This is a genomic window from Parabacteroides goldsteinii DSM 19448 = WAL 12034, assembly GCF_000969835.1.
Taxonomy (GTDB): Bacteria; Bacteroidota; Bacteroidia; order Bacteroidales; family Tannerellaceae; genus Parabacteroides; species Parabacteroides goldsteinii.
Map to the genome: position 1 here is coordinate 117,622 of NZ_KQ033913.1, position 24,786 is coordinate 142,407.

The 24,786-nt window shown below is 41.0% G+C and carries 23 protein-coding genes; 15 read left to right on the plus strand and 8 right to left on the minus strand.

Annotated elements, in window-relative coordinates; genetic code table 11:
- Nucleotides 1-4 precede the first annotated feature (4 nt).
- The 5 genes from HMPREF1535_RS13580 to HMPREF1535_RS13600 all read right to left on the minus strand — a co-directional run bounded on the left by HMPREF1535_RS13580 (nucleotide 5) and on the right by HMPREF1535_RS13600 (nucleotide 5,982).
- Nucleotides 5-436: a biotin/lipoyl-containing protein gene (locus HMPREF1535_RS13580; RefSeq protein ID WP_046146586.1), complete on the minus strand. Its 432-nt coding sequence runs from the start codon at nucleotides 434-436 to the stop codon at nucleotides 5-7.
- A gap of 22 nt (nucleotides 437-458) precedes the next feature.
- Complete coding sequence (locus tag HMPREF1535_RS13585; RefSeq protein ID WP_046147543.1) at nucleotides 459-1,343, minus strand: lamin tail domain-containing protein; 885 nt, start codon at nucleotides 1,341-1,343, stop codon at nucleotides 459-461.
- Between the two features lie 22 nt (nucleotides 1,344-1,365).
- The gene (locus tag HMPREF1535_RS13590; RefSeq protein WP_007657778.1) at nucleotides 1,366-2,919 is read right to left on the minus strand and encodes an acyl-CoA carboxylase subunit beta; all 1,554 of its coding nucleotides are present in this window, start codon (nucleotides 2,917-2,919) and stop codon (nucleotides 1,366-1,368) included.
- 37 nt (nucleotides 2,920-2,956) lie between these two features.
- A complete protein-coding gene (mce, locus tag HMPREF1535_RS13595) occupies nucleotides 2,957-3,367 on the minus strand; it encodes a methylmalonyl-CoA epimerase (protein ID WP_007657779.1) in 411 nt (136 codons plus the stop codon).
- Nucleotides 3,368-3,567: 200 nt separating this feature from the next.
- On the minus strand, nucleotides 3,568-5,982 hold the full coding sequence (locus HMPREF1535_RS13600; RefSeq protein ID WP_046146587.1) for a TonB-dependent receptor: 2,415 nt from the start codon (nucleotides 5,980-5,982) through the stop codon (nucleotides 3,568-3,570).
- Between the two features lie 145 nt (nucleotides 5,983-6,127).
- Between HMPREF1535_RS13600 and HMPREF1535_RS13605 the strand changes: the two genes are divergently transcribed.
- Genes HMPREF1535_RS13605 through HMPREF1535_RS13620 form a run of 4 tightly spaced genes read left to right on the plus strand, consistent with a single transcriptional unit; the run spans nucleotide 6,128 to nucleotide 8,569 of the window.
- Nucleotides 6,128-6,682, plus strand: a complete 555-nt coding sequence (locus HMPREF1535_RS13605; RefSeq protein WP_007657793.1) for a nitroreductase family protein — start codon at nucleotides 6,128-6,130, stop codon at nucleotides 6,680-6,682.
- Complete coding sequence (locus HMPREF1535_RS13610) at nucleotides 6,679-7,446, plus strand: Rossmann-like and DUF2520 domain-containing protein (protein WP_046146588.1); 768 nt, start codon at nucleotides 6,679-6,681, stop codon at nucleotides 7,444-7,446. The genes HMPREF1535_RS13605 and HMPREF1535_RS13610 overlap by 4 nt, the downstream gene beginning before the upstream one ends.
- Nucleotides 7,439-7,960 carry a KdsC family phosphatase gene (locus HMPREF1535_RS13615; protein WP_007657803.1) on the plus strand — a complete coding sequence of 174 codons (522 nt, stop codon included), beginning with the start codon at nucleotides 7,439-7,441 and terminating at the stop codon, nucleotides 7,958-7,960. Before HMPREF1535_RS13610 ends, HMPREF1535_RS13615 begins: the two co-directional genes overlap by 8 nt.
- Before the next feature lie 18 nt (nucleotides 7,961-7,978).
- Nucleotides 7,979-8,569: a Maf-like protein gene (locus HMPREF1535_RS13620; protein ID WP_046146589.1), complete on the plus strand. Its 591-nt coding sequence runs from the start codon at nucleotides 7,979-7,981 to the stop codon at nucleotides 8,567-8,569.
- A gap of 7 nt (nucleotides 8,570-8,576) precedes the next feature.
- Here HMPREF1535_RS13620 and HMPREF1535_RS13625 read toward each other — a convergent pair whose 3' ends face one another.
- On the minus strand, nucleotides 8,577-9,389 hold the full coding sequence (locus tag HMPREF1535_RS13625; RefSeq protein WP_046146590.1) for an MBL fold metallo-hydrolase: 813 nt from the start codon (nucleotides 9,387-9,389) through the stop codon (nucleotides 8,577-8,579).
- Between the two features lie 810 nt (nucleotides 9,390-10,199).
- Between HMPREF1535_RS13625 and HMPREF1535_RS13630 the strand changes: the two genes are divergently transcribed.
- The 9 genes from HMPREF1535_RS13630 (at nucleotide 10,200) to HMPREF1535_RS13670 (ending at nucleotide 18,884) form a co-directional block, all read left to right on the plus strand.
- Nucleotides 10,200-11,867 (plus strand): DUF262 domain-containing protein, encoded by a 1,668-nt coding sequence (locus tag HMPREF1535_RS13630; RefSeq protein WP_046147544.1) that lies wholly within the window; start codon nucleotides 10,200-10,202, stop codon nucleotides 11,865-11,867.
- A complete protein-coding gene (locus HMPREF1535_RS13635; RefSeq protein ID WP_052716715.1) occupies nucleotides 11,854-14,049 on the plus strand; it encodes a DUF262 domain-containing protein in 2,196 nt (731 codons plus the stop codon). Before HMPREF1535_RS13630 ends, HMPREF1535_RS13635 begins: the two co-directional genes overlap by 14 nt.
- Before the next feature lie 21 nt (nucleotides 14,050-14,070).
- A complete protein-coding gene (locus HMPREF1535_RS13640; RefSeq protein WP_046146591.1) occupies nucleotides 14,071-14,982 on the plus strand; it encodes a helix-turn-helix transcriptional regulator in 912 nt (303 codons plus the stop codon).
- Nucleotides 14,983-15,165: 183 nt separating this feature from the next.
- Complete coding sequence (gene rplU, locus HMPREF1535_RS13645; protein ID WP_007657805.1) at nucleotides 15,166-15,483, plus strand: 50S ribosomal protein L21; 318 nt, start codon at nucleotides 15,166-15,168, stop codon at nucleotides 15,481-15,483.
- A gap of 22 nt (nucleotides 15,484-15,505) precedes the next feature.
- Nucleotides 15,506-15,772, plus strand: a complete 267-nt coding sequence (gene rpmA, locus HMPREF1535_RS13650; protein WP_007657806.1) for a 50S ribosomal protein L27 — start codon at nucleotides 15,506-15,508, stop codon at nucleotides 15,770-15,772.
- Between the two features lie 96 nt (nucleotides 15,773-15,868).
- Nucleotides 15,869-16,282, plus strand: a complete 414-nt coding sequence (locus tag HMPREF1535_RS13655; protein ID WP_235438440.1) for a DUF3592 domain-containing protein — start codon at nucleotides 15,869-15,871, stop codon at nucleotides 16,280-16,282.
- Nucleotides 16,283-16,304: 22 nt separating this feature from the next.
- Nucleotides 16,305-16,757 carry a DUF6078 family protein gene (locus HMPREF1535_RS13660; RefSeq protein ID WP_007657808.1) on the plus strand — a complete coding sequence of 151 codons (453 nt, stop codon included), beginning with the start codon at nucleotides 16,305-16,307 and terminating at the stop codon, nucleotides 16,755-16,757.
- A 331-nt stretch (nucleotides 16,758-17,088) separates the two neighbouring features.
- Nucleotides 17,089-18,333, plus strand: a complete 1,245-nt coding sequence (locus HMPREF1535_RS13665) for an AAA family ATPase (protein ID WP_046146592.1) — start codon at nucleotides 17,089-17,091, stop codon at nucleotides 18,331-18,333.
- An 8-nt stretch (nucleotides 18,334-18,341) separates the two neighbouring features.
- Nucleotides 18,342-18,884 (plus strand): RloB family protein, encoded by a 543-nt coding sequence (locus tag HMPREF1535_RS13670; protein WP_046146593.1) that lies wholly within the window; start codon nucleotides 18,342-18,344, stop codon nucleotides 18,882-18,884.
- Here the strand turns inward: HMPREF1535_RS13670 and HMPREF1535_RS13675 are convergent.
- Entirely contained in the window at nucleotides 18,840-20,096 is a 1,257-nt protein-coding gene (locus tag HMPREF1535_RS13675) for a sensor histidine kinase (protein WP_046146594.1), read from the minus strand. The two genes, HMPREF1535_RS13670 and HMPREF1535_RS13675, sit on opposite strands and share 45 nt — an antisense overlap.
- Nucleotides 20,093-21,445 carry a sigma-54-dependent transcriptional regulator gene (locus HMPREF1535_RS13680; protein WP_046146595.1) on the minus strand — a complete coding sequence of 451 codons (1,353 nt, stop codon included), beginning with the start codon at nucleotides 21,443-21,445 and terminating at the stop codon, nucleotides 20,093-20,095. The genes HMPREF1535_RS13675 and HMPREF1535_RS13680 overlap by 4 nt, the downstream gene beginning before the upstream one ends.
- 214 nt (nucleotides 21,446-21,659) lie before the next feature.
- Here HMPREF1535_RS13680 and HMPREF1535_RS13685 point away from each other — a divergent pair, with 214 nt between their 5' ends.
- Both HMPREF1535_RS13685 and HMPREF1535_RS13690 read left to right on the plus strand, forming a co-directional pair.
- Nucleotides 21,660-22,358: an ABC transporter ATP-binding protein gene (locus HMPREF1535_RS13685; protein ID WP_010800097.1), complete on the plus strand. Its 699-nt coding sequence runs from the start codon at nucleotides 21,660-21,662 to the stop codon at nucleotides 22,356-22,358.
- 12 nt (nucleotides 22,359-22,370) lie between these two features.
- A complete protein-coding gene (locus HMPREF1535_RS13690) occupies nucleotides 22,371-24,752 on the plus strand; it encodes an ABC transporter permease (RefSeq protein WP_046146596.1) in 2,382 nt (793 codons plus the stop codon).
- The last annotated feature ends 34 nt before the right edge of the window (nucleotides 24,753-24,786 follow it).

The window sequence follows — 24,786 nt, forward strand, 5'->3', positions numbered from 1 at the left end:
ACTCTTATCCGATTACGACGAGATCAGCACCTTCCAGTACGGAGTCTCCCTTATGTACTTTAATTTCAATAATCTTACCGTCGCGGTCAGCGTTGATGTTGTTTTCCATCTTCATAGCCTCGAGGATAAGTAAAGTTTGTCCTCTCTTCACAGTGTCGCCTACATTGCATTTGATTTGCAGGATAACACCTGGAAGCGGAGTCTTAACGGCGCCCTGGGTTGTAGATGCTGCCGGACGAGTAACAACCGGTTCGCCGCTGGCTGTAGTAGGAGCCTGTGCCGGACGTTTGAGTGTAACCATTTGTTTCTTCGCCGGTTTCTCCATTTTTACATTATAAGGAGTACCGTTTACTTCTACTTCAGCGATATCGTCGACCACTGAATTGATGTGTACTTTATATACGTTACCGTTGATGGTATATTTAAAACTTTTCATTCTTGTTTGTTTTTAGAGATAATCACTTTCTGGGAGTTTCACGTAAACTATAGATCTTAGAACTCCATGGAGAATATGCACGACGAACTTTGCGGATTGTAAGCACTGTATGTTCGATATCGTGATTGTCATCACTCATTTCATACAAAGCTGTAGCGATTGCTGCAAAAACTTCGCCCGAAACTTCGTCCGGTGTATTTACATTAACAGGTGCCCCTGCTTTCTGAGCATTACGTTTGCTGGCTGCGATAGCTGCTTTTCCGACTTGTTTGAAGATCAGGAAAAGAAGGAGCAAGCCTAGAAAAACAACAGCCATAGCTGTAATAGTCATACCGATACCCAGAGAGTCATTTGTCTTAAAGTTTTCGATCTTTTCGTTAGAATCTAACGTCAGGTTGTTTGTGCTGGGAGTCACTTTTGTGAGTTGTGCCCATTCTTCTTTTCCGTCAATAATTCTACCATAGCTAACATCCGGTTTTTGTGCAGCCGGAATTGTTATTTCGTCGATCAAGGATTTACCATCGGCGTCATAAAGTGCTATATAATTTTCTTTTGACGGGTCTAACGTGAAATTGACATGAAAAGTACCACGGTTAGGTTCACCATCCGCCCAGAACAGAGTGTGTTGATGGGGGGGGATCTGAGTTAGTACGTCACCCTTGGGGATCGGATATTTTTTAGGATTGTTCTTGTCGTCTGTCAAGAAACAACCTGCAATATTAACCGTTCCGGCAGAAGTATTGAATAATTCTATCCAGCCGTGACGTTTGCCATAGTCGTCAACGAAATTATCTTCGTTGATGACCAGCACTTCATTTATTCGCATGGAGGTTGCACGCTGTGCCTGTGCCCCGAATGATACGAGCAGGATGAACAGCAGCAATACTCCAAATCTTTTGTTAGTCATATTCATTTTCCTGTTTTAAGAATTATAGAGGCAGATTGTCATGTTTCTTAGCAGGATTGCTTAACTTTTTAGTCTGCAATTGTTGTAAAGCACGAATGATACGGAAACGGGTATTACGCGGTTCGATCACATCGTCGATATAACCGTATTGAGCTGCGTTGTACGGGTTTGCGAATGCCTTCTTGTATTCTGCTTCTTTTTCGGCTGTTGCTTTTGCAGGATCTTCGGATGCGGCAACTTCTTTTGCGAAGATAACTTCTACAGCACCGCTCGGGCCCATAACTGCGATTTCTGCTGTCGGCCATGCGTAGTTCATATCGCCACGCAGGTGTTTAGAACTCATCACGCAGTAAGCACCACCGTAAGATTTACGCAATGTAACAGTGATTTTAGGCACAGTTGCTTCGCCGTAAGCGTAAAGCAATTTGGCTCCGTGAAGGATTACACCATTGTATTCCTGGCCTGTTCCCGGAAGGAATCCCGGTACGTCTACCAATGTTACCAAAGGAATGTTGAAAGCGTCGCAGAAGCGGACGAAGCGGCCTGCCTTACGGGATGCGTTGCTGTCCAGACAGCCTGCCATTACTTTCGGCTGGTTAGCTACGATACCAACAGACTGGCCGTTGAAACGTGCGAAACCAACAATAATATTTTTAGCATAATCAGCATGTACTTCCAGGAATTCGTTGTTGTCAACGATTGTGCCGATTACTTCATACATGTCATATGACTGGTTAGCGTTGTCAGGAATGATGTCGTTCAATACATCGTCCAGACGGTCGATCGGGTCTTTACATTCGATCAGCGGAGTTTCTTCCAGGTTGTTCTGCGGAAGGAAGCTGAGCAATTTGCGGATCAGTTGCAGACCTTCTTCTTCTGTGTCGACAGCGAAATGGGCAACACCCGATTTGGTTGTGTGTACGCTTGCGCCACCCAGTTGTTCCTGAGTTACGTCTTCACCGGTAACGGTTTTTACTACTTTCGGACCTGTCAGGAACATGTAGCTGGTACCACGTGTCATGATGTTAAAGTCAGTCAGCGCCGGAGAATAAACTGCGCCACCTGCACACGGACCGAAGATACCTGAAATCTGAGGTACAACACCGGATGCAAGGATATTACGCTGGAAGATTTCAGCATATCCTGCCAGGGCGTTAACGCCTTCCTGGATACGTGCTCCACCTGAGTCGTTCAAGCCGATGACAGGGGCACCCATCTTCATGGCCTGATCCATTACCTTACAAATCTTCATGGCCAGTGATTCTGACAAAGCTCCTCCGAATACGGTGAAGTCCTGTGCGAAGATGTAGACCAGACGGCCGTCGATCGTACCATATCCGGTTACGATACCATCACCCAGGAATTTTGTTTTTTCAATACCGAAGTTAGTACAACGGTGCTGAACGAACATATCAAACTCCTCGAAACTACCTTCGTCAAGCAACATGGCGATACGTTCGCGTGCTGTGTACTTGCCTTTCTTGTGCTGAGATTCGATTCTTTTTTCTCCACCACCTAAACGGGCTTGTTCGCGAAGAGCGATAAGCTCTTTTACTTTTTCAAGTTGGTTACTCATTGTATTTCTGATTTGTTGTTAGAAATGAACTGATTAATTATTTTTTACCCGGCATGCAAAGTTCAGTCAATACGCTGCAAGTTGATTTCGGGTGAAGGAATGCAATGTTCAGACCTTCTGCACCACCGCGGGGAGCTTTGTCGATCAGTTTGACACCTTTTGATTCAGCTTCGTCCAATGCAGCCTGTACATCAGGTACAGCAAATGCGATATGGTGAATACCTTCGCCTTTCTTTTCGATGAATTTGGCGATAGTGCTGTCTTCGCTGGTCGGTTCAAGTAATTCGATTTTTGTTTGGCCTACTTTAAAGAACGCAGTCTTTACTTTTTGGTCAGCAACTTCTTCGATGTTGTAGCATTTCATGCCTAAAATTTCTTCATAATACGGCAGACAAGCTTCGATGCTTTTTACTGCAATTCCCAGATGTTCAATATGTGTAATTTCCATGTCAATAAGAATTTAATAATTGATAAATGCTTTTTGTTTTGATGGCAAAGGTACATTCTTTTTGAAGAATCAAGAAATATTTCATTAATAATAATTTGCCAATTTGCCAATATGCAAAATTGCCAATGAAAGCCTTGACTTCTCATTGGCAAATCCTGTTTTTTATCGGCATATTGGCAAATTATCTTATTGGCATATTTTTAGAAATCGACAATCAGTCGTGCATTGAGTTGTCGGCCTGTCAGGTAATTCGGTACAGCATATTGCTGGTTGTCGATGTTGGTGATCCAGTAATAGGAACTGACATTTTTTATATCGAACAGGTTAAATACGTCCACTCCGATCCAGATATTTTTCAGGTGACGAAAGACTCCGCGGTCCATGATCGCATCGGTTCCTCCGGCCAGCTGGTAAGAGAAGCCGAGATCGACACGTTTGTAGGCCGGCGTGCGGAAAGTACTCTTCACATCTTCGTATTTCGTGCGTGGTGCAATAAAAGGAAGTCCGCCGGAGAGGACGCCTTTCAGATTCAGTTTTACACGTTTGTATCCGGGAAAATAATCCTGAAAGAATAACGATACGTTATATCCCTGGCTGTTGGGCATGGGAACGGTTACCATGTCACGGATTGTTTGCTCTGCTTTCATAAGCGAGAAACTGATCCATGAATCGGTTCCGGGTACAAATTCACCGAAGAATTTAACATCGATACCCATTGCATGGCCTTTGGCACAGTTCTCTCCGTAGTACCGGATCTTTACGTTGTCGACGGTGTAAGGAATCAGGTCGTCCAGTTTCTTGTAATAGAGGTCGGCACTGACTTTAAAGTTACGGTCGGCTGCCCGGAACGTATAATCGCCACCGAGAATGAAATGGATGGAACGTTGCGATTTGATATCCTTGTTCAGTTCGATAATATCATTGCCTGCGGCATCCTGCACGGTGGTTCGTAATTCTTTATAGAACGATGACTGGTAGTAGATACCTGTCGCTGCACGAAAGGTCAGATTCTGATCGAAATTAGGGATAAAACCTAAAGAAACGCGTGGGCTGAAAATGAATTCTTTGTTATAGCTCCAGTAGCTTCCGCGGATACCGCCGATGAGTGTGAACATACCTTGCTTGGTACGGAACTTGAAAACGTCCTGCAAATATCCCGATATCCGGGTAGTCGACAAATCATTGTCCGAATAAAGATTGGAGATCACGTTTACCCCGTTCCCTGTTTGAGGAAGTGAGTAACCTGCCGAGTCGCGTTTTTCCCATTCGCTGATGCGGTCGTTTATCTTTTCCATCTGTACGGTGGCTCCCCATTTCAGCGTGTTGTTTTTGATCTTGCTGCTGCCGTAATGTCCTACATTCATGATGGTTGAACTTAAACGGTTGCGGGCATGCTCATGGTAGCGGGCTATTTCAAGGGCATTCTGGTTATTGTCGTTTTCTGTTGTAGCATCACCCAGCCAGTATTCGCCGGTGATGTCGTAGGTTTCTATTTCCTTGCTGGAGAAAGCGGATGCCTGAAGGCCCAGTTCTGTTTTCTCGTTCGGATTGTGTTTCAAGGTCAGTGCGCCGAAGATTGTCTGGAACTTATCCCGCTCGCGGCTGTTGGGGAAATACACTTCAAATCGTTGGGCGTTTTCTACCGTACCGAAGTTTGTCTCCCGTTTATGCGGGGTGAATTTGAACGTGTTGGACGCCAGGTTCCCCAGAAAGTTTACTTCCCATTTCGGAGCTAACTGATAAGTCATGTATGATTGCAGATCGACGAAATCCGGCTGGTATTCGGCGTCCGTATCCATTGTTTTTAGTAGCGAACGTCCTGTCTTATAACGAACACCGGTTATTTGTGTGAACTTGCCGATGGAACTTCCCACATAGGCGTTTGCTCCCAGTAAACTGGCGGAGGCCGATCCTTCAAATAACTTGGGTTTTTTATAGGTGATGTCAAGAACAGAGCTCATTTTATCTCCGTACCGTGCTTCAAATCCTCCGGCTGCGAAGTTGACAGCTTCGGTGAGGTCGGGATTGATAAAACTCAGACCTTCCTGCTGGCCGGAACGGATCAGTAACGGGCGGAATACTTCCAGGCCGTTTACATATACTATGTTCTCATCGTAACTACCGCCGCGAACTGAATACTGGGAACTTAATTCGTTGCTGGATGAAACTCCGGCAAAAGTGACCACGAGACTTTCGATGCTTCCTCCGGCAGGATCGGGGAGGAGCTTGACACGGTCTGCATTCATGGTTTGAAGAGTACTGGTTTGGTAACGGGTACCTACAGCAACAACTTCCCCCAGGTCGATACTCGTGTAGTTCATCTGTACATTCAGCTGCATGTCCTGTTGCAAACTGGGTAGAATACGTTCTGCCTTATTATATCCCAGGCAAGAGAAAATAACCGCAACGGAATCGCCCGGCGACGTGGTGATCGAATAGTAACCCTTTTCATTGGTCATTGCCCCGTTCAGCGTATTCTTTATCTGAACAAGCACAAGTTCAAGCGGACTACCGTCGGCATCCCGAACATATCCCGTGATTTTAACATGCTTTTGTCCAAAAGCGCTGATTGAAACTAATATAAATAGCAGTGCAGCTATCGCACGAATCTTCATAATTAATAATGTTATAGCTTTACTAACGCGAAAAATGAAGGAAGCGTATATTCAGCGTGTAAAAAATATTTATCTTTGTCCTGTTCAGAAATATCTTCCTTACAGAATGAAGATGATTAATTAACAGCTACAAAATAAGATAAAAATGGAGAGTTTTGCAACACTGATAAAGAATAGAAGAAGCACGCGTAAGTTTACCGACCAGTTGCTTTCACCTGAACAAGTCGAAATGATTTTAAAGGCAGCTTTGATGGCACCCGCTTCCAAGCGTAAAAATCCCTGGCAATTCGTTGTGGTGGAAGATAAGGAAATGTTGAAAAAACTGGCTGGTTGTAAGCCGGCCGGAGCTTCGTTTCTTGAAGGTTGTGCACTGGCTGTTGTGGTAATGGCGAATGTAATGGATAGCGATGTCTGGGTGGAAGACGCCTCGATCGCTTCTATCTATATGCAACTCCAGGCGGAAGATCTGGGTCTGGGCAGCTGTTGGTGCCAGATACGTAACCGGCAGACGGAAGATGATGCGGATGCCAATGTGTATGTCCGTAGCCTGCTGGATATTCCTTATCAGCTGGAGGTGCTCTCAATTATCGGTTTCGGTTATAAGGACCAGGAACGCAAACCGTTTGATGAAGCGCATTTGCAATGGGAAAAGATTCACCTGGGCACTTATAAAATGCCGGAAGAAAACAAGGAAGCATGAAAATAGTTTTTATCGGAGCCGGAAATCTGGCGACACGTTTGTCGCTCGCTATGCAACGGGTTGGTATGCAGATTGGTCAGGTGTACAGCCATACAGAGGCGAGTGCCCGTCAGTTGGCAACACGACTAGGGTGTCCGTGGACGAATGATTTATCCGCTTTGCAGGAAGATGGCGATCTGTATGTCTTTTCACTGAAGGATACTGTCTTGTCGGATGTAATATCGAAGGTCAAACCGAATAACGGTATGTGGGTCCATACGGCAGGAAGTATGCCGATGAGCGTATTTGAAGGATATGCCCAACGTTTCGGAGTTCTTTATCCTTTGCAGACATTCAGTAAGGGAAGGAATGTGAATTTTGATGTGATTCCTATTTTTCTGGAAGCAAACACGGATAAGAATGCGGATTATCTGAAGAATATAGCCAGCGCTCTTTCTGAGAATGTTCGTTTTATGTCTTCGGAAAAACGCCGGAGTTTGCATCTGGCGGCTGTCTTTGCCTGTAATTTTACCAATCATATTTATACATTATCTTATAAGTTACTGGAAAACGAATCCATTCCGGCAGATGTCCTTTTGCCGCTTATCGATGAGACAGTATCGAAAATACATTCCATGTCGCCTGCTGCGGCTCAGACCGGGCCGGCAATCCGGTATGATGAAAATGTGATCAATAAACACCTGGCTATGCTGGACGATCCGGATATGCAAGCGATCTACCGGCTTCTTAGTCAAAGTATACATAAGGAGGCCCAAAATGAGTAGTATCAATTATGACCTGACAAAGATAAAAGCATTTGTGTTTGACGTAGACGGCGTGCTGTCGTGCGATGTGGTATCACTTCATCCCAACGGCGATCCGATGCGTACAGTCAACATCAAAGACGGTTATGCCCTGCAACTGGCTGTAAAGAAAGGTTACCAGGTCGGGATTATTACCGGTGGCTATACGGAGGCAGTGCAAATCCGTTTTTCCCGCTTGGGTATTGAACATATATATATGCGGAGTGCCGTAAAGATACACGATTTCAATGATTTCCTGCAAAAGACGGGATTGACGCCTGAAGAAGTCATGTATGCCGGAGACGATATCCCCGACTATGATGTGATGAAGCGGGTAGGCTTGCCGGTTGCTCCGGCGGATGCAGCCCCGGAAATCAAGCAAATAGCGAAATATATCTCCTTATGCAAAGGGGGTGAGGGTGTTGCCCGCGATGTGATAGAACAAACAATGAAAGCACAAGGCCATTGGATGAGCGCAGAAGCGTTCGGATGGTAATAACAATGAAAAATAATTATGCTGACTAACCTACAACATTACCGAATCGTGCTGGGATCTAACTCACCCCGGCGAAAAGAATTATTGGCCGGACTTGACCTCAAATTCGAGGTCGAAGTAATTCCCGGCATTGACGAATCATATCCTGATGACTTGACGGCAGACGAGATACCTGCTTATATCGCCCGTAAAAAGGCAGAAGCGTATCTGGAAAAAATGACTGATAACGAATTGCTCATTACGGCTGACACAATCGTTGTCACTTATGGGCAACCGGATCGTATCCTGGGCAAACCGGCCGACCGTGAGGAAGCAATCGAGATGCTTTGCCACCTGTCGGACCATGTACATGAAGTCATCACCGGCGTTTGCCTGACGACTAAACAGAAAACGGTTTTTTTTTCCGTCTCTTCGGCAGTCGCCTTTTCCAAACTTGAAAAGGATGACATTATCTATTATGTAGATAAATACCGTCCGTACGATAAAGCCGGCAGTTACGGGATACAGGAATGGATCGGTTATGTCGGGGTAGAAGCTATCAACGGCTCATTCTATAATGTAATGGGGTTGCCAGTGCAACGGTTGTATCAGGAATTGAAAAAGTTTTGAGTTGTAGTTATTCTTCAATTTCAATAACTTTACCTGTATAATTATAGAATACACGGTTGCCGAATTGTTGGTAAAAGAGTGCATATTTGTCGACTCCAGTACAGTGGCAGATACCAATCCTTTTGGGTTGAACCTTTTTTAGGTAAGAGGTAATCACATTGAATTTCTCCGTTTCTGCATTATGGATATGAAAACCACCCAAAACTAAATCAGGTGATAATTTCAGAAAACTATGCTGTACAGTATGATAGATATTGGTGATTCCCCGATGTGAACAGGCACTGATAATTGAAAATGAACTGTTCGTTGTTAGGGTGATGGCTAGTTCATCGTCAAAACAATCGGGAATTTTTTTCTTTTCTCTTTGTGTATAGAAGTGGTCAAAATGTATATCTAGTGAGTCTATAATTTTTATTTGTGGGAAAATAAAGATACCCGGGACAAGTTCAATTATACTATTAATGTATAAGAAACGTGATTGGTCAAGCAGATTGGTATCTTTAATTCCGTTCTCTCTGTTATCTTTGAATTTGGGGTCGAATATTTCTTTTTTACAGACAATTCTAGCCGTTTGATTCAGTTCCATAAAATCACGTAATCCTCCGGTATGATCGTTATGTCCATGTGAAAGTATCAAGTAGTTTACCTGTTTGAGGTCTATATTCAATGCATGGGCGTTGTGAATGAATAGATCGGATGCTCCGGTGTCAAAAAGTATCTTGTGTTTTGGTGTCTCAATATATAGTGACAATCCGTGTTCTCCTCGCAAACTGCGCTTGTAGGAGCAATTTTCAACCAGTGTTGTTATTTTGTATTTCATAAACCTGAATTATTTTGTCTATAGAGTTTGTTTCAATTGTAAAGATAGATAAAAATGTATGAAGTGCGGCTTTTATCAAAGTCGCATTATTATAGGATGGTAAATTATCCTATCTTATGAAATGATTTGGCATATCTTAATTGTTTCTTTGCATTAATATAGCAGTCTGTGATAAGTCGAATGATTGTATACTGTATTCAAAATTTTTGGTTACTTTTGTAGGTAAACAAAGAAAATAAAGAAACAGGAATAGATATTTAATGACATATTGCATAACTTGCTGACAATTATTTGATTCGGTTAAATCTGGTAAATTAAACATGAGATCTGAAATAATTAGTCTAAGCATGTTTGTACCCTCACAAGGGCACAGACTGCTTTTACTTATTTGGATCTCAGGCTTACCAGAGCCGAACCGAACAGATAAGGGGAAAGACAGTACTGTGTCCTTCCTTTTTTATAACTGGGGATGCTGAAAACCGCATAGAGTAGGCATAACATTAAATCTTTACATTATGGCTAATTATTATTGTGAGTATTGTGGCGCAAAGTATTCAAATCTCTCTAGTTTGACAACATGCTCTTGTCCAAGGCATCCGAATGGTCTGAATAGAGGAAAACACAAACTGTATGAGGGGAGTGAAAAGAGTAAATACACCTGTAAATATTGCGGGTTACAATATTCTTCTCTTGCCACGTTGACTACATGTAGTTGCCCGAGGCATCCGAACGGTTCGAATAGAGGAAAGCATGCTCCTGCGTTATGAGAATAGTATGTGTGAATATGAAATAAAAAGCAGATTATTAGTTATGAAAGAAAAGTTAATCAGTTCTTTAGGGGAGTATCTTGCTGACCATAAAGATATAGTGATTCCTTATTATCAGAGAGGTTATATTTGGGGAAAGTCGCGTGGTTCGGAAAAGGATTCAGTGCAGTTTCTTTTGGAGAGTATAAACGGGCATTTTAACGATAAAAAAGATTTATTCCTACAAGGAATGACTATTTGTGAGTCTGATGATAATATTGAACTTATTGACGGACAACAAAGAACGACCTTTTTTTACTTGTTACTTTGTTATTTGAAATACGATAAGCTCTTTGATCTGAAATATCCGATTCGTATTGAATCACAACATTTTTTAGATCGTTTAAAGTCAATGAGCAGAAATGAAATTGTGGAGTTTTGTCATGAGGATGAAACAGAAGGGTTTCAAGATATATACTACTTTAAAAAAACGATTCGCTCTATACATGAAATGCTGGAAGATTTCAACGAAGAACAGATTATGCACTTGCGTGAATATTTGTTGGAGCATATTAAATTCCTGTTTATTTCTATTCCTAAAGAGAAAGCTACGATTGTATTTTCAATGATGAATGGAAGTAAAGCAGAAATGCATACCGAGGAAATTATTAAAGCAGAAATACTTCGACTGGTTTCTTTAGAAGACAATTCGCTTAATAATGATGATGTAGATGCGGTTCGTTGGGAACAAAATTTATTGCGTAGCAAGTATGCACGAGAATGGGATAAATGGCAATATTGGTGGAATCGTGAAGAGGTTTCCTGTTTTTATCATACGAAAAATGTAATGGGATTGCTTATACGAACTTATTATGATTCATTAAAGAAAAATGATTCATTAAAGAATGTGTATAGCTTTGAAAATTTCAGAGACTTGTGCTTGAAAGGTGACAGGAAGAATGCAAAGGATACTTTTTATAAACTTCGTCATTTGCAAAAAAGATTTGAAGATGTCTATAATAATTATGAATTACATAATAAAGTAGGAGCAATATTGTATTTGCTTTCCGAAAATGATAGGAGTAAGTTTATTAGGTCTTATTTCTCAGAAGAAAAAATAGACAAAATAGATGATTACTATAAATATGTTTTTCTGAGTGCATCGCATACCGAAATTGAAAAGAACGATACAGATGAAATTCTTCAATTGAAGAAAGAAGAAGTAGTAAAAGCATTGGAAAGTGATAATTTGTATAATGAAGCTTATGATTATGCTTTTCGGCAGTTACTACGTCTTAACATAGATGCAGATACACAATTGAACAGATGTTTTGATTTTAGTATTGTGCAGAAGAAATCGTTGGAGCATATTCACCCTCAGTCTAAAGTATATCATAAAAAAGATGGTTATTGTTATAGCGATAAGGATGGGAATGTAATAGAAGTAATAGAACCTGGTATGATTGACAAGGCTGATTTTGAAAACTGTTCACAGCATTGTATAGGAAACCTGGTATTATTATATAAAAATGAAAACTCGGCTTTTAGTAATAAGGATTTTCAAGATAAGAAAAAGATATATTTTGATTTGAAAAGAGAGGAAGCATTTAAAAGCCGACATTTATTACATAGCCTTTCCGTTTTTGCAAAAAGTGAATGGGGTAAAGATCAAATCAAAGAAAACAAAGAATGTATCATAAAAGAAATAAGAAATTACTATGGAATACAATAAATTGGAAATTGGAAAATCGTATACATTGTCAGATTTATTGGCTAAAGATAATAAAATAGTAATACCTGATTTACAGCGTGATTATTGCTGGGGTACAACCCAAAACAAAGAAGGTTATTATTTGGCAGAGGCTTTTGTTAAAAGTCTTATTAATAAGATGAATAGTGAAACTATGAACTTAGGGATTTTATATGGCTATGAAGTACCTAAGGGGCATATTCAGTTATGTGACGGGCAACAACGAATTACTACATTGTTTTTGTTGCTTGGTATGTTAAATAGAAAAGCGAATAATGCGTTTAGGGGAAGGCTCATGTCGGAATTAGAAATAAATGACGGTAGGGAACCTTATTTGCAGTATGCTATTCGGGAAAGTTCTCTCTATTTTTTGAGTGATTTGGTCTGGTACTTTTTTATAAACGATAATGGTTTGAGGGTTGATGATATAAAAAAACAGTCCTGGTATTTTAAAGAGTATGATTATGATCCCAGCATTGTTAGCATGTTGGCGGCAATGTCGCAGATAGAGAAGTTGATACAAGATGAAGCTGTTGAGTGTAAGACTTTTGGTGAATTTGTATCTACAGGTTTATCTTTTATATATTATGATATGGGGAGCAGAGCGAACGGAGAAGAGACATTTGTCATTATCAATACGACAGGTGAACCTTTGTCTGCAACGGAAAATTTGAAACCTTTGTTGATCACAAAGCAACCTGAAGAGCAACAAGCCGAGTGTAGCAATAAATGGGAAAATTGGGAAACTTATTTCTGGCATAACAGAAAAGGGGGCGGCAATAAAAAGAATGATACCTCGGATAACGGGTTGAATGAATTTTTTAGATGGGTGATGCTGTTGGAAGCGGATCTCAAAAGTGAGCGTTTTAAATCTATCCAAGCCGGCAAAAGTGTAAAGTTTGATACAGACATAGCATTTGACAAGATTGATTCGTTTTTTGATATAGTTAAGTTTTTATTTGATAAGGAGAAAGGAGTATTCAAGAATAATCAGGATTGGCTCTCTCCGGATGAAAGTAGTAACTATCGGAACTCGCAGATAGCTCTGTTCCGTTTACTTCCTGTCATGGAATATGTCAAGCGTTTTGGAAAGGAAAATGAAAGAAATATTCTCCGGGTAAAAATGTTTTTTCGTAATTTGGCCAAGAACGATCGTATTTCAAAAAACATAGAGGGGTTGGTTGCCGAGTCGGTAAGAATAATCAGAGAATTGCCTGATGCGGATATTGCTTCGTTATTGAGTGTGGAAAATGTTTCCAAACTGATATTGAGTGAAGAGAATATATTGAAATTAACTCTATATCGAAATAAGATAGGAAATGAAAGAAATGAGTTGGAAGAAAGATTCTGGCATTCGGAAGAACATCCGATTTGGAAGGGAGAGATACTTCCTCTTTTGAAATGGAGTATTTCAAATGAAAGCATTGATGTCAATTTATTTGATCAATATAATCGAGTGTTTACAGGACTATTTCATGACACATTGGAATATCCTGAGTTGGATATAACTCGTCGGGCTCTTTTAACCAGAGGTCTGAAGGAATATCCTAAAATATTTAATGGATATACTAATACTTCATTCTGTTGGGAATATTCTGATTGGCAAACTTTAATAAATGAGAATGTAGCCGTGATGGGTGCCTTTTTCAAGGAATTGATTAAGGAGGATGATATCTATGTGAAGCAACAAGAAATGATCGAGAAGTATCCTGATGAAAAAGATTATGCCGAGTTTGTAAAAATACCGGAACTGTTGAAGTATTGTGAACAAAAGAATATTCAATGGCGGGGAAATAGTTTGGGCTGGATATTGATACAAAGAAAGAAAGCTACGAAATTTGCTAATCTGAAATCTTATCGGTTGTATTTGGAGTTGAAGCAGCGATTTGTTTCTAACACAGATTGGAAAATTGACTTTTGGAGTAGTGACTCGAGTTGTGCTTTTATGGAGAAAGCTGGTGGAACTGCTATTGACGTATGGCATACGGGGGATAACAAATATGCATTAAATTTATTTAACCGGGTTGCTAATAAAAGTTTTTCCATGTATTCGGAAGTGGCAAACAAGAGCGGATTATTATGGAACGGATTTCGTTACGAATTAAAGAATGAAGAGAAAGATCGGATAATAGAATTAGTAGATCAATTGCTTCATCTGTTGTAAAAGCATAATAGAAATAATACCATGACAAAAGATCTGTTTGATCGATATATCTGGTTGGTAGATACGATTTACCGCACCGAAAAGATTACATTTGAAGAAATAAATGAAAGATGGCTTCGCTCAAAATTAAGTGGAGGTGTGGATATTCCACTTAGGAGTTTTCATAATTGGCGTACAGCCATAGAGCAGATTTTTAATATAAATATTGAATGTAATCGCAAAGGTGGTTATTATTACTATATTCAAAATGTGGACGATTTGGAAAAGGATGGCTTTCGCAACTGGTTATTGAATACTTTCACTGTGAATAATCTTATTAACGAAAGTCATTCTTTGAAAGATCGGATCTTGTTTGAAGAGATTCCTTCAGGCAGGCAATATTTGACTCCTGTTATCGAAGCTATGCACGAAGGACTGGAAATAAAATTATATCATCAAAGCTATTGGTACGATGAGCCGAAAATCTATACCGTACAACCCTATTGTGTAAAGGTGTTCAGGCAAAGATGGTATATTATAGGTTTTTGTAAAGAACGTAATGCTATCCGTATATTTTCCTTGGACAGAATCCACTCATTGACAGTTTTAGAGTCGCACTTTATTTATCCTAAAGAGTTTGATCCGGCAGGCTATTTCATTAATAATTTCGGTATTATAGTAGGAGAAGGGAAAGTCGAGCGTATCCGTATTAAAGTTTATGGGTTACATTATTATTATATCCGTGCTCTTCCTTTGCATCCTTCTCAAAAAGAGATAGAGGCAACAGAAGAATATGTTATTTTTGAATATCTGATGGAACCAACTTTCGACTTCAAGCAGGAACTGCTTTCCAGAGGTGCTGAAGTAGAGGTATTATCTCCAAAGTTTTTTAGAAATGAAATGTTCGAGGCTGTGAATGAAATGCTTGATAGATACAAGTATAATTATTTGTAAATTACTGTTTTTTGAATTTAAGATGCCAGAGATTTCTTTTCTTTTGCAAAAAAAAGTACTATTTCTTGCATAATATATTCGGAAACAGTACTTTTGCAGTCTGAAATTCCGCAGAGGGTAAACAAGTGATATGGAATATGTATCCACCCCCGGGACATAACCTGTTTAAATATAAAAAGACAGATGTACGTAATCGTAGAAATTAACGGACAACAGTTCAAAGCTGAAGAAGGTAAGAAGTTGTTCGTTCATCACATTCAGAACGCAGAAAGCGGTGCTGTTGTTGAGTTTGACAAAGTGTTGTTGGTTGACAACAACGGAGAAGTTAAAGTAGGTGTTCCTACAGTAGAAGGCGCAAAGGTAGTATGTGAAGTACTGTCTCCGCTGGTAAAAGGTGATAAAGTGCTGATCTTCCACAAGAAGAGAAGAAAAGGTTATCGTAAACTGAACGGTCACCGTCAGCAGTTCACTGAAGTGAGTATTAAAGAAATTGTTGCTTAACGTTTAAAGGAGAAAAGAAGAAATGGCACATAAGAAAGGTGTGGGTAGTTCTAAGAACGGCCGTGAATCACAAAGTAAAAGATTAGGTGTTAAGCTTTTTGGTGGTGAAGTTGCTAAAGCTGGTAACATTTTGGTTCGCCAGAGAGGTACAGTTCATCATCCGGGCGTAAACGTTGGTATCGGTAAAGATCATACGTTGTATGCATTGAAAGATGGTGTTGTAACTTTCCACAAAGGAAAAGAAAACCGTTCTTTCGTTTCTATTAAAGAGGTTGTAGCAGAAGCATAATCGTTTTTGTTCAATAAAGAATAGGAAAAGCGGAATGTCTGAAAAGATGTTCCGCTTTTTGTATTTTGGAGATTTTGTTTTGAATGCAGTAGTGAAATGGGAAAGGAAATCAATTATTTGGTAATGGCTATTTTGTTGATAGGCATGGCATTACTGTTGGGAGGAGGATACGGATTATACTCTATCCGGCAGGCTGAAAAGGCGTATGAATCGACGGTCGGTATAGTTAAGCGTGTGGATTATAAAAGGGTGCGCAGGCACCGGAAAGTACTGACCAAATGTGAGATATTGTTGAGATATGATACCCATCGGTATGGTGAGTTGAGTGTTTTGAAAGAACCTATTCTTTCTTTGTGGGGGAAGGGTGATGAAATCCGGATCCTTTATCATCCGGAACGACCCCGGGAGGTCCGGTTTCCGGTTTGTGAGAAATGGCTGTGGAGTATTCTGCTTGTGGGCGGGGTCGTTTGTGTAGGTGGCGGATTGGCTTTGAGAAGTAAAAATGTGTAAGAACTATTTTAAATATAGCAATATGTACGACGATAAATATAACTTTTGTGAAAACGCACCCGGTGATTTCAGTTTTTGTCTGAACGCAGACTGTGCTTCGGCTGGCGAATGCCTTAGAGGATTGGCTGCCCGCGACCTGACAGAGAAGATGGTTGTTGTGTCTGTTATAAATCCGCTGTTGGTTGATTCCATGGGCGTTTCGTCTTGCCGTTTCTTTCGCAAGGCGGAGAAGGTACGTGTGGCTTACGGATTCAAACGAGCATTGGCGAAGGTGGAGTCAGGGAAAGTTCGCATGGTACGTTCCTTTATGTGCGGCATAGTGTGTCAGCGCGACTATTATTATCTGTTGCGTGGGGATAAGCCTCTCTATCCGCATATGCAGAAGAAAGTCGTTGAGATCTTGATACGATGTGGACTGGAAGAGCCTATCGAGTTCGACCGTTACGAATGGCATTATGAATGGAATAAGCTGTAATCTGTTTTGCATCCAACTGCTTATACAATTGCATTCGGTAGTGCAAAGGTTTGCATTGACTAATGCAAATTCTTGCATTCTATTGTGCAAAGACGTCAGGATAGTATGGAAAAACTGAAAAGAAGCCGGAAAGGGAAGTGGATGGTTCCGGTTTTATGATGGTTGTTTTCAAAATTTACGGTCAAAAAGCAAAATAAATTGGTGGAAAATGCAGAAAGGTCTATATTTCCGTCTATGCAGGCTGTCTCTAATCCATAAAAAGTTGTTTGAATTATGATTTTGTCGTTTAATTTGTTATATTTGCGAAAGAATTGCAAATTAGGAGGATAAAATGATACTTGAAATTCGTTTGAGCAACTTCTTCTCAATTAAAGATGAGGTAGTACTGGATATGCAGGCAGCAAGCATACAGACTAAAAAGGCAAAGGAACTTGAAGAAAATACATTTGTATGCGGTGATGAACGGTTGCTTAAAACTGTTGCCATTTATGGTGCAAATGCCTCAGGAAAGAGCAGTGTTATCAAGGCTATTCGCGCTTGTGTGGGAATGATATTCTCATCTCACAATTACAACGAGAATACGATATTTGCCTTTACTCCGTTCAAATTCGGGGGCATTGGCAGGCCAAGCACATTCTTAATTCGCTTCCTTCTTGAAGGTATCGAATATGAATATTCTTTTGAACTCAATAAAGTTGAGATATTGAAAGAGGCACTGTATTATTATCCGAATGGTCGTCGTTCACTGGTATTTTCTCGTGATGAGACAAAGGGACCCGACAAAAAGGATATCTATGAATTCCGCTCGGTGATTCGCCGCCCTATGGATGTTGCTGCTAACACCTCCAAGAAAACGCTTTTCGTATCGCGTGCCAGCCAGATGGACCGAGATGTCGCAAAAGATGTTTTTAGATATTTCAATGAGCGTTTTATTCTGAATTATTTCGGATATAATTCGTTCTCTGTCGAGCGCTTGTTGAATGAGAACAAAGAGCAGTTCCTTAATGTGCTGCGAATTGCCGACAGCGACATTGTCAAAATCGACAGCCGGCACGAGAATAAAGTCCTGTCTACTGCGGTGATTGATCCGGCTGAAAACCAGATATTGTCGGTAGAGGATATTCAGAAATCGCAGTTGGTTATTACTACCTACCACAAGAATAATCCGGATATACCCTTCAATTTTTTTACTGAAGAGTCTGATGGGACACAGCGTTTATTCAATATGATGCTGACGATTCTGGATATCGTCAAGAATAATAAAATCTTGTTGATAGATGAAATCGAGACGCAGCTGCATATAAAACTGGTAGAGTATATTATCGGTTTGTTCAATAAAAGTGAATCGGCGCAGTTGATATATACTACGCATAATACATATCTGCTTAATACCAATAAGTTGCGTAAGGATCAGATATATTTTGTCAACAAACGGGATGACGGGTCCTCGGATTTGTATTCGCTGTTTGATTACAAAGATTTTCGCGACGGACTAGATGCAGAAAAGGCATATCTGCAAGGTCGTTTTGATGCCATCCCGTATATTGACGAACAGGCGGATAGTTTTATAAAATAGAAATCGATATGGGACGACAAATAAGAAAATCTAAAGGTAAAACAATGAAACCAAACTTCTTTGTTTTCTGTGAGGGGGAGTCTGAGGTTGCCTATATCAGTCACCTTCGTTCGCAATACCGTGCGCCTATTCAGATTATCCCTAGAAAGAGCGATTCGAACATATCCGTTCGGTATATAGAGAATTGTAAACGGGAATATGTTGCAACCAAAAATGATAAAACATTTCTAATGTTTGACCTAGATGTGGACGGAATGCTGGAACACCTGCAAAGTATTCCGGATGCGGTATTGCTGGTGTCGAATCCATGTATTGAGTTGTGGTATTTACTGCACTTTGAGGAGTGTCATGCCGAACTAACTCAAAACACTTGCATAAAAAAATTGAAAAGACATCTTGAACACTACACAAAGGGAACTTTGGCATTGAATGAGAAACAGCTACTGTCTGACAAGACATCAGAAGCAACGGCAAGAGCCAAGGTGTTGGAGATATATAATAATCCATCAACTACCGTCTATAAAATGACAGACTTGCTGGAAAGTTTGTAATTTCTTACTGAATAGGATAGTGAAGGCACTTCCTTCTTTCTCCTGGCTTTGCACGTGCAGCTTTCCGTTATGCAGTTTGACGATTTCCCGGGAAATGCTCAGGCCGATGCCGTTACCGTTTTTCTTGGTACTGAAAAATGGAATGAAAATCTTGTCGCGGATTGAGTCTGGGATGCCCCTGCCATTATCGGCAACGGTGATGTAAGGATGTCCTTCTGAGTCATACCCTGAGAAAAGATGTATTTGCGGATTCTTTTTTTCACTTGTGGCATAGGTGGCATTGGTTATGAAGTTGATGATAACCTGTTCTATCAAATCCCTGTCCATAAAGGCGGTGACTTCCGGAGCGTTTGTTTTTAGCGTGAAAGCGATCCCTTTTTGTTGAAGGGAAGGATTCATCAGGGAATGAACAGAACTCAGCAAATCATAGAGATTATATGATTTCATATCAGGTACTATCTTTTGGCTTAGATTGCGATAGGTTTCGGCAAAGCGCAGTAGGCCTTCACTTCGCCGGTGAATTGTGTCCATCGCCAGTTCCATATCTTCCAGATTCGTAGTAGACGGTTCGGATACATTTTCTTTCAATGTATGTATTTTTCTTCTGAGCGTATCCGAGAGGGATGAGACAGGGACGATAGAATTCATAATCTCATGAGTCATTACATTGAGTAATCCTTTCCAGGCACCCGATTCGACTTCTTCCATCGTTGCACTTACATTATGGAATGCAATCAGTTTGTAGGTTTTTCCTCCAGTTTGAAAGACGGAAGCGTTTGTCATTGTTTTGATGGTTTGCTTCCGGGCATGGATCGTTATCAGGGTACTTTTGTTTACCGGGATATCGAGCAGTTCATTGAAAAGGTTTTCGTTTAGCTTTTTCAGCCAGTTGATATTCTTGATATGAGGAATGTTGAGCATGGTCGTAAAAGAGTCATTCATCCATAGTGATTCATGAGTTTCCACATCATAGGCGAGGATGCCTGTATCAACCAGTTCCAGCATCTCTTTCAGGTAATGCTGCTGCGCTTCTTTCTCGGCCGCCAGATTCAGGAAGGCATCCGTGATAGATTGGAACCGGGGGGATTTCCTTGAAAAATCTCTGTTAATGATGGACTCGGTAAATTCGTCGATATCCTGTTTTGTTTTCCTGCGTACATATATTATATATAGCAGAAGTATAACGATTAGGATGGATAGGGCGATCGTCATAGTCCGTGTTTTTCTAGCCGGCGGTATAAGGCTCCCCGGGTTAATCCCAGTTCTTTTGCCGCTTGCGATATGTTTCCGTTATGTTTTTGAATGACCTGTTCGATGGCTGTCTTTTCCAGATCATCCAGATTATGTGTCGGTATCGGTTGGGCATTTTCTTCCTGTTGCTCCAAGGGAGAGAAGGTGATGTCTTCCGCTTTCAGTACATCGCTGTCGGCCATGATAACGCCTCTTTCTATGGTGTATTGCAGCTCGCGTACGTTGCCGGGGTAATGATACAGCATCAGTTTCTTTTTGGCTGAGTCGGCTAAACGGAACTTTTGTTTGAAATACTTTTTCTCATACATTTTCAGGAAATGTTCTGCCAGCAGGATAATATCTTCGCCTCGTTCACGTAGAGGCGGTACGGTTATCTCTACTGTATTGATTCGGTAAATCAAGTCTTTACGAAACTTTGCTTCGTTGGCTAACTCCCGTAATGGCAGGTTGGTTGCTGACAGCAGACGGATATCTACCGGCATCGGGGTATTGGCTCCGAGGCGAGTCACTTCACGGTTTTGCAGTACGGTCAACAGTTTGGCCTGCTGTTGCAAAGTTATATTTCCGATTTCATCCAGGAAAAGTGTCCCTTTATCTGCTGCCTCGATTAAACCGGTACGATCTTCACGCGCATCTGTAAATGCTCCCTTTTTATGTCCGAAAAGTTCGCTCTCGAAAAGGGTTTCCGTCAGGGAACCTACGTCTACTTTTACAAATGGCTGATTCCGGCGAAGGGATGACTGATAGATGTAGCGGGCAACAAGATCTTTTCCTGTTCCGTTTTCTCCCAGGATCAATATATTAGCATCGGTAGGTGCTATCTTTTGTAATTTATGGAACAAAAGCTGCATGCTTTCCGAGTTTCCGATAATCTCTATATCAGTATTTCTTTTATTTGTTTTCTCTTTACTGTCCGGAGTTGCCTGTTTCCGAAGTGTCTCCGACAGGATATTCAGCAGATGCTCGTTATGCCAGGGTTTGACGATAAAGTCGGCCGCCCCTTCTTTTAGGCTTTTGATGGCTAGGTCTATATCTGCATAGGCTGTAATCATAATGACTGACAGGGAAGGTTTCCGTTTCTTTATTTCCTTCAGCCAGAACAGACCTTCGTTACCGGTGTTGATGGAGCTTCTGAAGTTCATATCCAACAAAATAATGTCTATGTCATTCTCTGTGACCAGCTTATGAATGTTGTCCGGGTTTGTTTCTGTCAGTATTGTTTTCACTTCCATCTTCAGCAAAAAACGTACGGCGGTCAGAACGTCTTTATCATCATCAACAATCAGTATATTTGCCTGGTGTAAGTTCATAATTACTCTTGTTAGTAGGTTGCAAATATATCAAGAATGGAGTGAATGCCCAAGCTGTTCCTGTTTTTTGTCTGTAGGCAGACATAAGGTGTCCGTTTATGGACACTATTCAAGGGCGGTCGTTTTGTTAATGGGTTAATATATTGGGGATTGCTGTTTTGGCATATCAATTGTTCCGGATTTATATGTAACATGCTAAATTATTCATAAGACTATGATTAGAATAAATGATTTGAGGAAAGTCTACAGGACGGAAGAGGTGGAGACAATTGCTTTGGATAATATGTCGCTTCATGTAAAGGAACATGAGTTTGTTGCCATTATGGGACCGTCGGGATGTGGAAAGTCTACTTTACTGAATATACTGGGATTGCTTGACGATCCTGATTCGGGTTCCTATCTTTTTAATGGGGTTGAGGTTACCGGATTAAATGAAGACAAACGTTGCGATTTGCGAAGGGAGAATATCGGTTTTGTTTTCCAGAATTTCAATCTGATAGAAGAGTTAACTGTATTTGAGAATATCGAATTGCCGTTGGAAAATTGTGGAATGAAAGCCTCCCTCCGCAAAATGAAAGTAGAGAAAGCCTTGAAAAGCGTCCTTCTCAATCATCGCCGTAACTATTTCCCGTCGCAGCTTTCGGGCGGACAACAGCAGCGTGTGGCGATTGCCCGGGCAATTGTCAATGATCCGAAACTGATCCTTGCAGATGAACCAACCGGAAACCTGGATAGTCGCAATGGCCTGGAAATAATGGATCTGCTGACTATGCTCAATGATGCCGGAACCACGATCGTTATGGTAACACACAGTGAACACGATGCCCGTTACAGCCACCGGATTATTCATATGCTGGATGGGAAACCTGTTTCGGAAAATTTCCTGAAAGAATTAGCTTATACCGCAAACTAAAAAACTTACACAATGAATATAAGAAGATCTCTCCGGATTATTTTCCGGAATAAAATATATAGTTTTCTGAATATCCTGGGGCTGGCAATCGGAATTACTTCGGCTGCACTTATCTTTCTCTGGGTGGAAAGTAAAGTGAATTTCAACAAGGCAATCCCTAATTCCCGAAATATATATGTCAGTGCATCTCATTATTTTCCTGTCTCGAATGAATGTATAACAAGCTTCGAATCAAATTCTATGCTGTCAAAAGTTTTGGAAGACGAATTTCCGGAAGTGAAGAGTTGTAGCAGATATAGTGCTCAGCCAGTCGTTTTTGTCCCTGAAAATACAACAGACTCTTTTGAAGAAAAGGGAGCTTATGCCGATTCCACTCTCTTTAATCTGATCGGTATGAAGTTCATAAGTGGTGATGCCTCTTCTGTTTTCGAACCGCAATATTCCATTGTCCTCAGCCGGTCGATGGCTCGAAAGATATATAACGAAGAAGATCCGATAGGAAAGGGGTTGATTCATGAAGGAGTTATATATCAAGTAACGGGTGTGTTTGAGGATATGCCCGGTAATACTTCGTTCCAATTTGAATGGCTGATACCTTTTCGTGTCTTCGTAGAGGAAATGAAAAAAGTATTTAATGTAAACGAATGGGGGGCTTCCTGGCTGCAAACTTATGTCGAGTTGGAACCGGGAGTGGATCTGGAGCAGTTGAATGAGAAGCTGAAAGGACTCGCTTTTCGTAAAGCCGGGCCGGCTTGTGAGAGTATTCAGATATTCCTTTATCCTCTTAATAAAATGCTTTTGTATGGTCAGTTTAAAGATGGGATAGAAACTGGTGGCGGCTACATAAAGACTGTCTCCCTTTTCTTTCTGATCGGAGTGTTGATACTCCTGATTGCCTGTATCAATTTTATGAATCTATCGACTGCACGTTCCCAAAAACGGGCGTTGGAAGTCGGTGTGCGGAAAACCTTCGGAACCAAACGAAAACACCTGATCCGGCAATTTCTGGTAGAATCGGGACTGATAACATCGATAGCTCTTTTGCTGTCGGTCGGATTGATCTGGCTGAGTCTTCCCTGGTTTAATGAATTTATAGGCGTTCAATTATCCTTTAGTCTGCTCGATCCGACGATTGTGACCGGACTGGTGGCGATCGGATTGTTTTGTACTTTTCTGGCCGGTAGTTATCCGGCGTTGTATCTGTCCTCTTTCAATCCGTTGACTACGCTGAAAATGCAGAAAGTGAGTAAAGGGGGAAGTGCCGCATGGATACGTCAGGGGTTGGTTATCTTTCAATTTACGATGGCATTTATCCTGATTTGTAGTACTTTCGTTATTTATCTTCAGATACAGCTGGTACAAAAACGGGATATCGGAATAAAAAAAGAAAATCTGGTAAGTTTTCCGGCCACTGAAGAATTGTGTAATGCGTCTTCGGCTGTGCGGAATGAGCTGATCAATACCGGTGTAGTAGAAAATTGTGGGTTTTCAGCCAGTCCGATTCTGAAATCGAGTATGCGTACCAATCCTTGGTATTGGAATGGAAAAGATCCGGAAGATGATGCCTATATTTCTTTTAATTTTGTGTCGGAAGGTTTGATAGATGCTGCCGGGATAAAACTGCTTGACGGAACGGATATCGATCCGGCTAAGAAAAATAATAAGGGAGGGGCAGGAATCCTTATCAATGAGACTCTGGCAAAAAGAATGGGAAGGGAAGGCCGTGTAGGAGGACAAATCGGTCAGTCGCCTGATCACAAATGGGAGATAGTTGGTATTATGAAAGATTTCGTGTTCGATGATTTTTATACACTTGAGCCGGCGTCTGCTTTGTTTTTCTATGATCCTCAAAGAACGTATATATTGTTTGTTCGTCTGAAACCGGATATCGATACGTATGAAGCGATAGGGCGGGTACAGACGGTATTGCGTTCTTTTACACCGTATCATGCGTTTGAGCCGATCTTTATGACCGACCGTTTCGATGATTTGTTTGAGGATGAACATCTGGTAGAAAAGTTGTCTGCCTTATTTGCTATGCTGGCAATTTTTATCTCCTGTTTGGGGTTACTGGGATTAAGTGCCTTTTCTGCCGAACAGCGAACAAAGGAAATCGGTGTCCGCAAAGTATTGGGGGCTAAAATAATAGATATACTATTTTTGTTGGGAAAAGCGTATATGGTACTTTTACTTATTTCTTTTGTAATAGGTATTCCTGTCTCTTTATATGCCGCTAACCACTACCTGAAGGATTATGCCTACCGGATTACACTCGGTTGGGATATTTTTGCAGGAGTGGCCTTGCTGATAACCCTGATTGCTTTGCTGACGGTTAGTTTCCAATCGTTAAGAGCGGCTCTCAACAATCCGGTGAAGTCTATAAAGACGGAGTAATTCGTATCCAAGAGAAAGTATGTACAGACTTTGG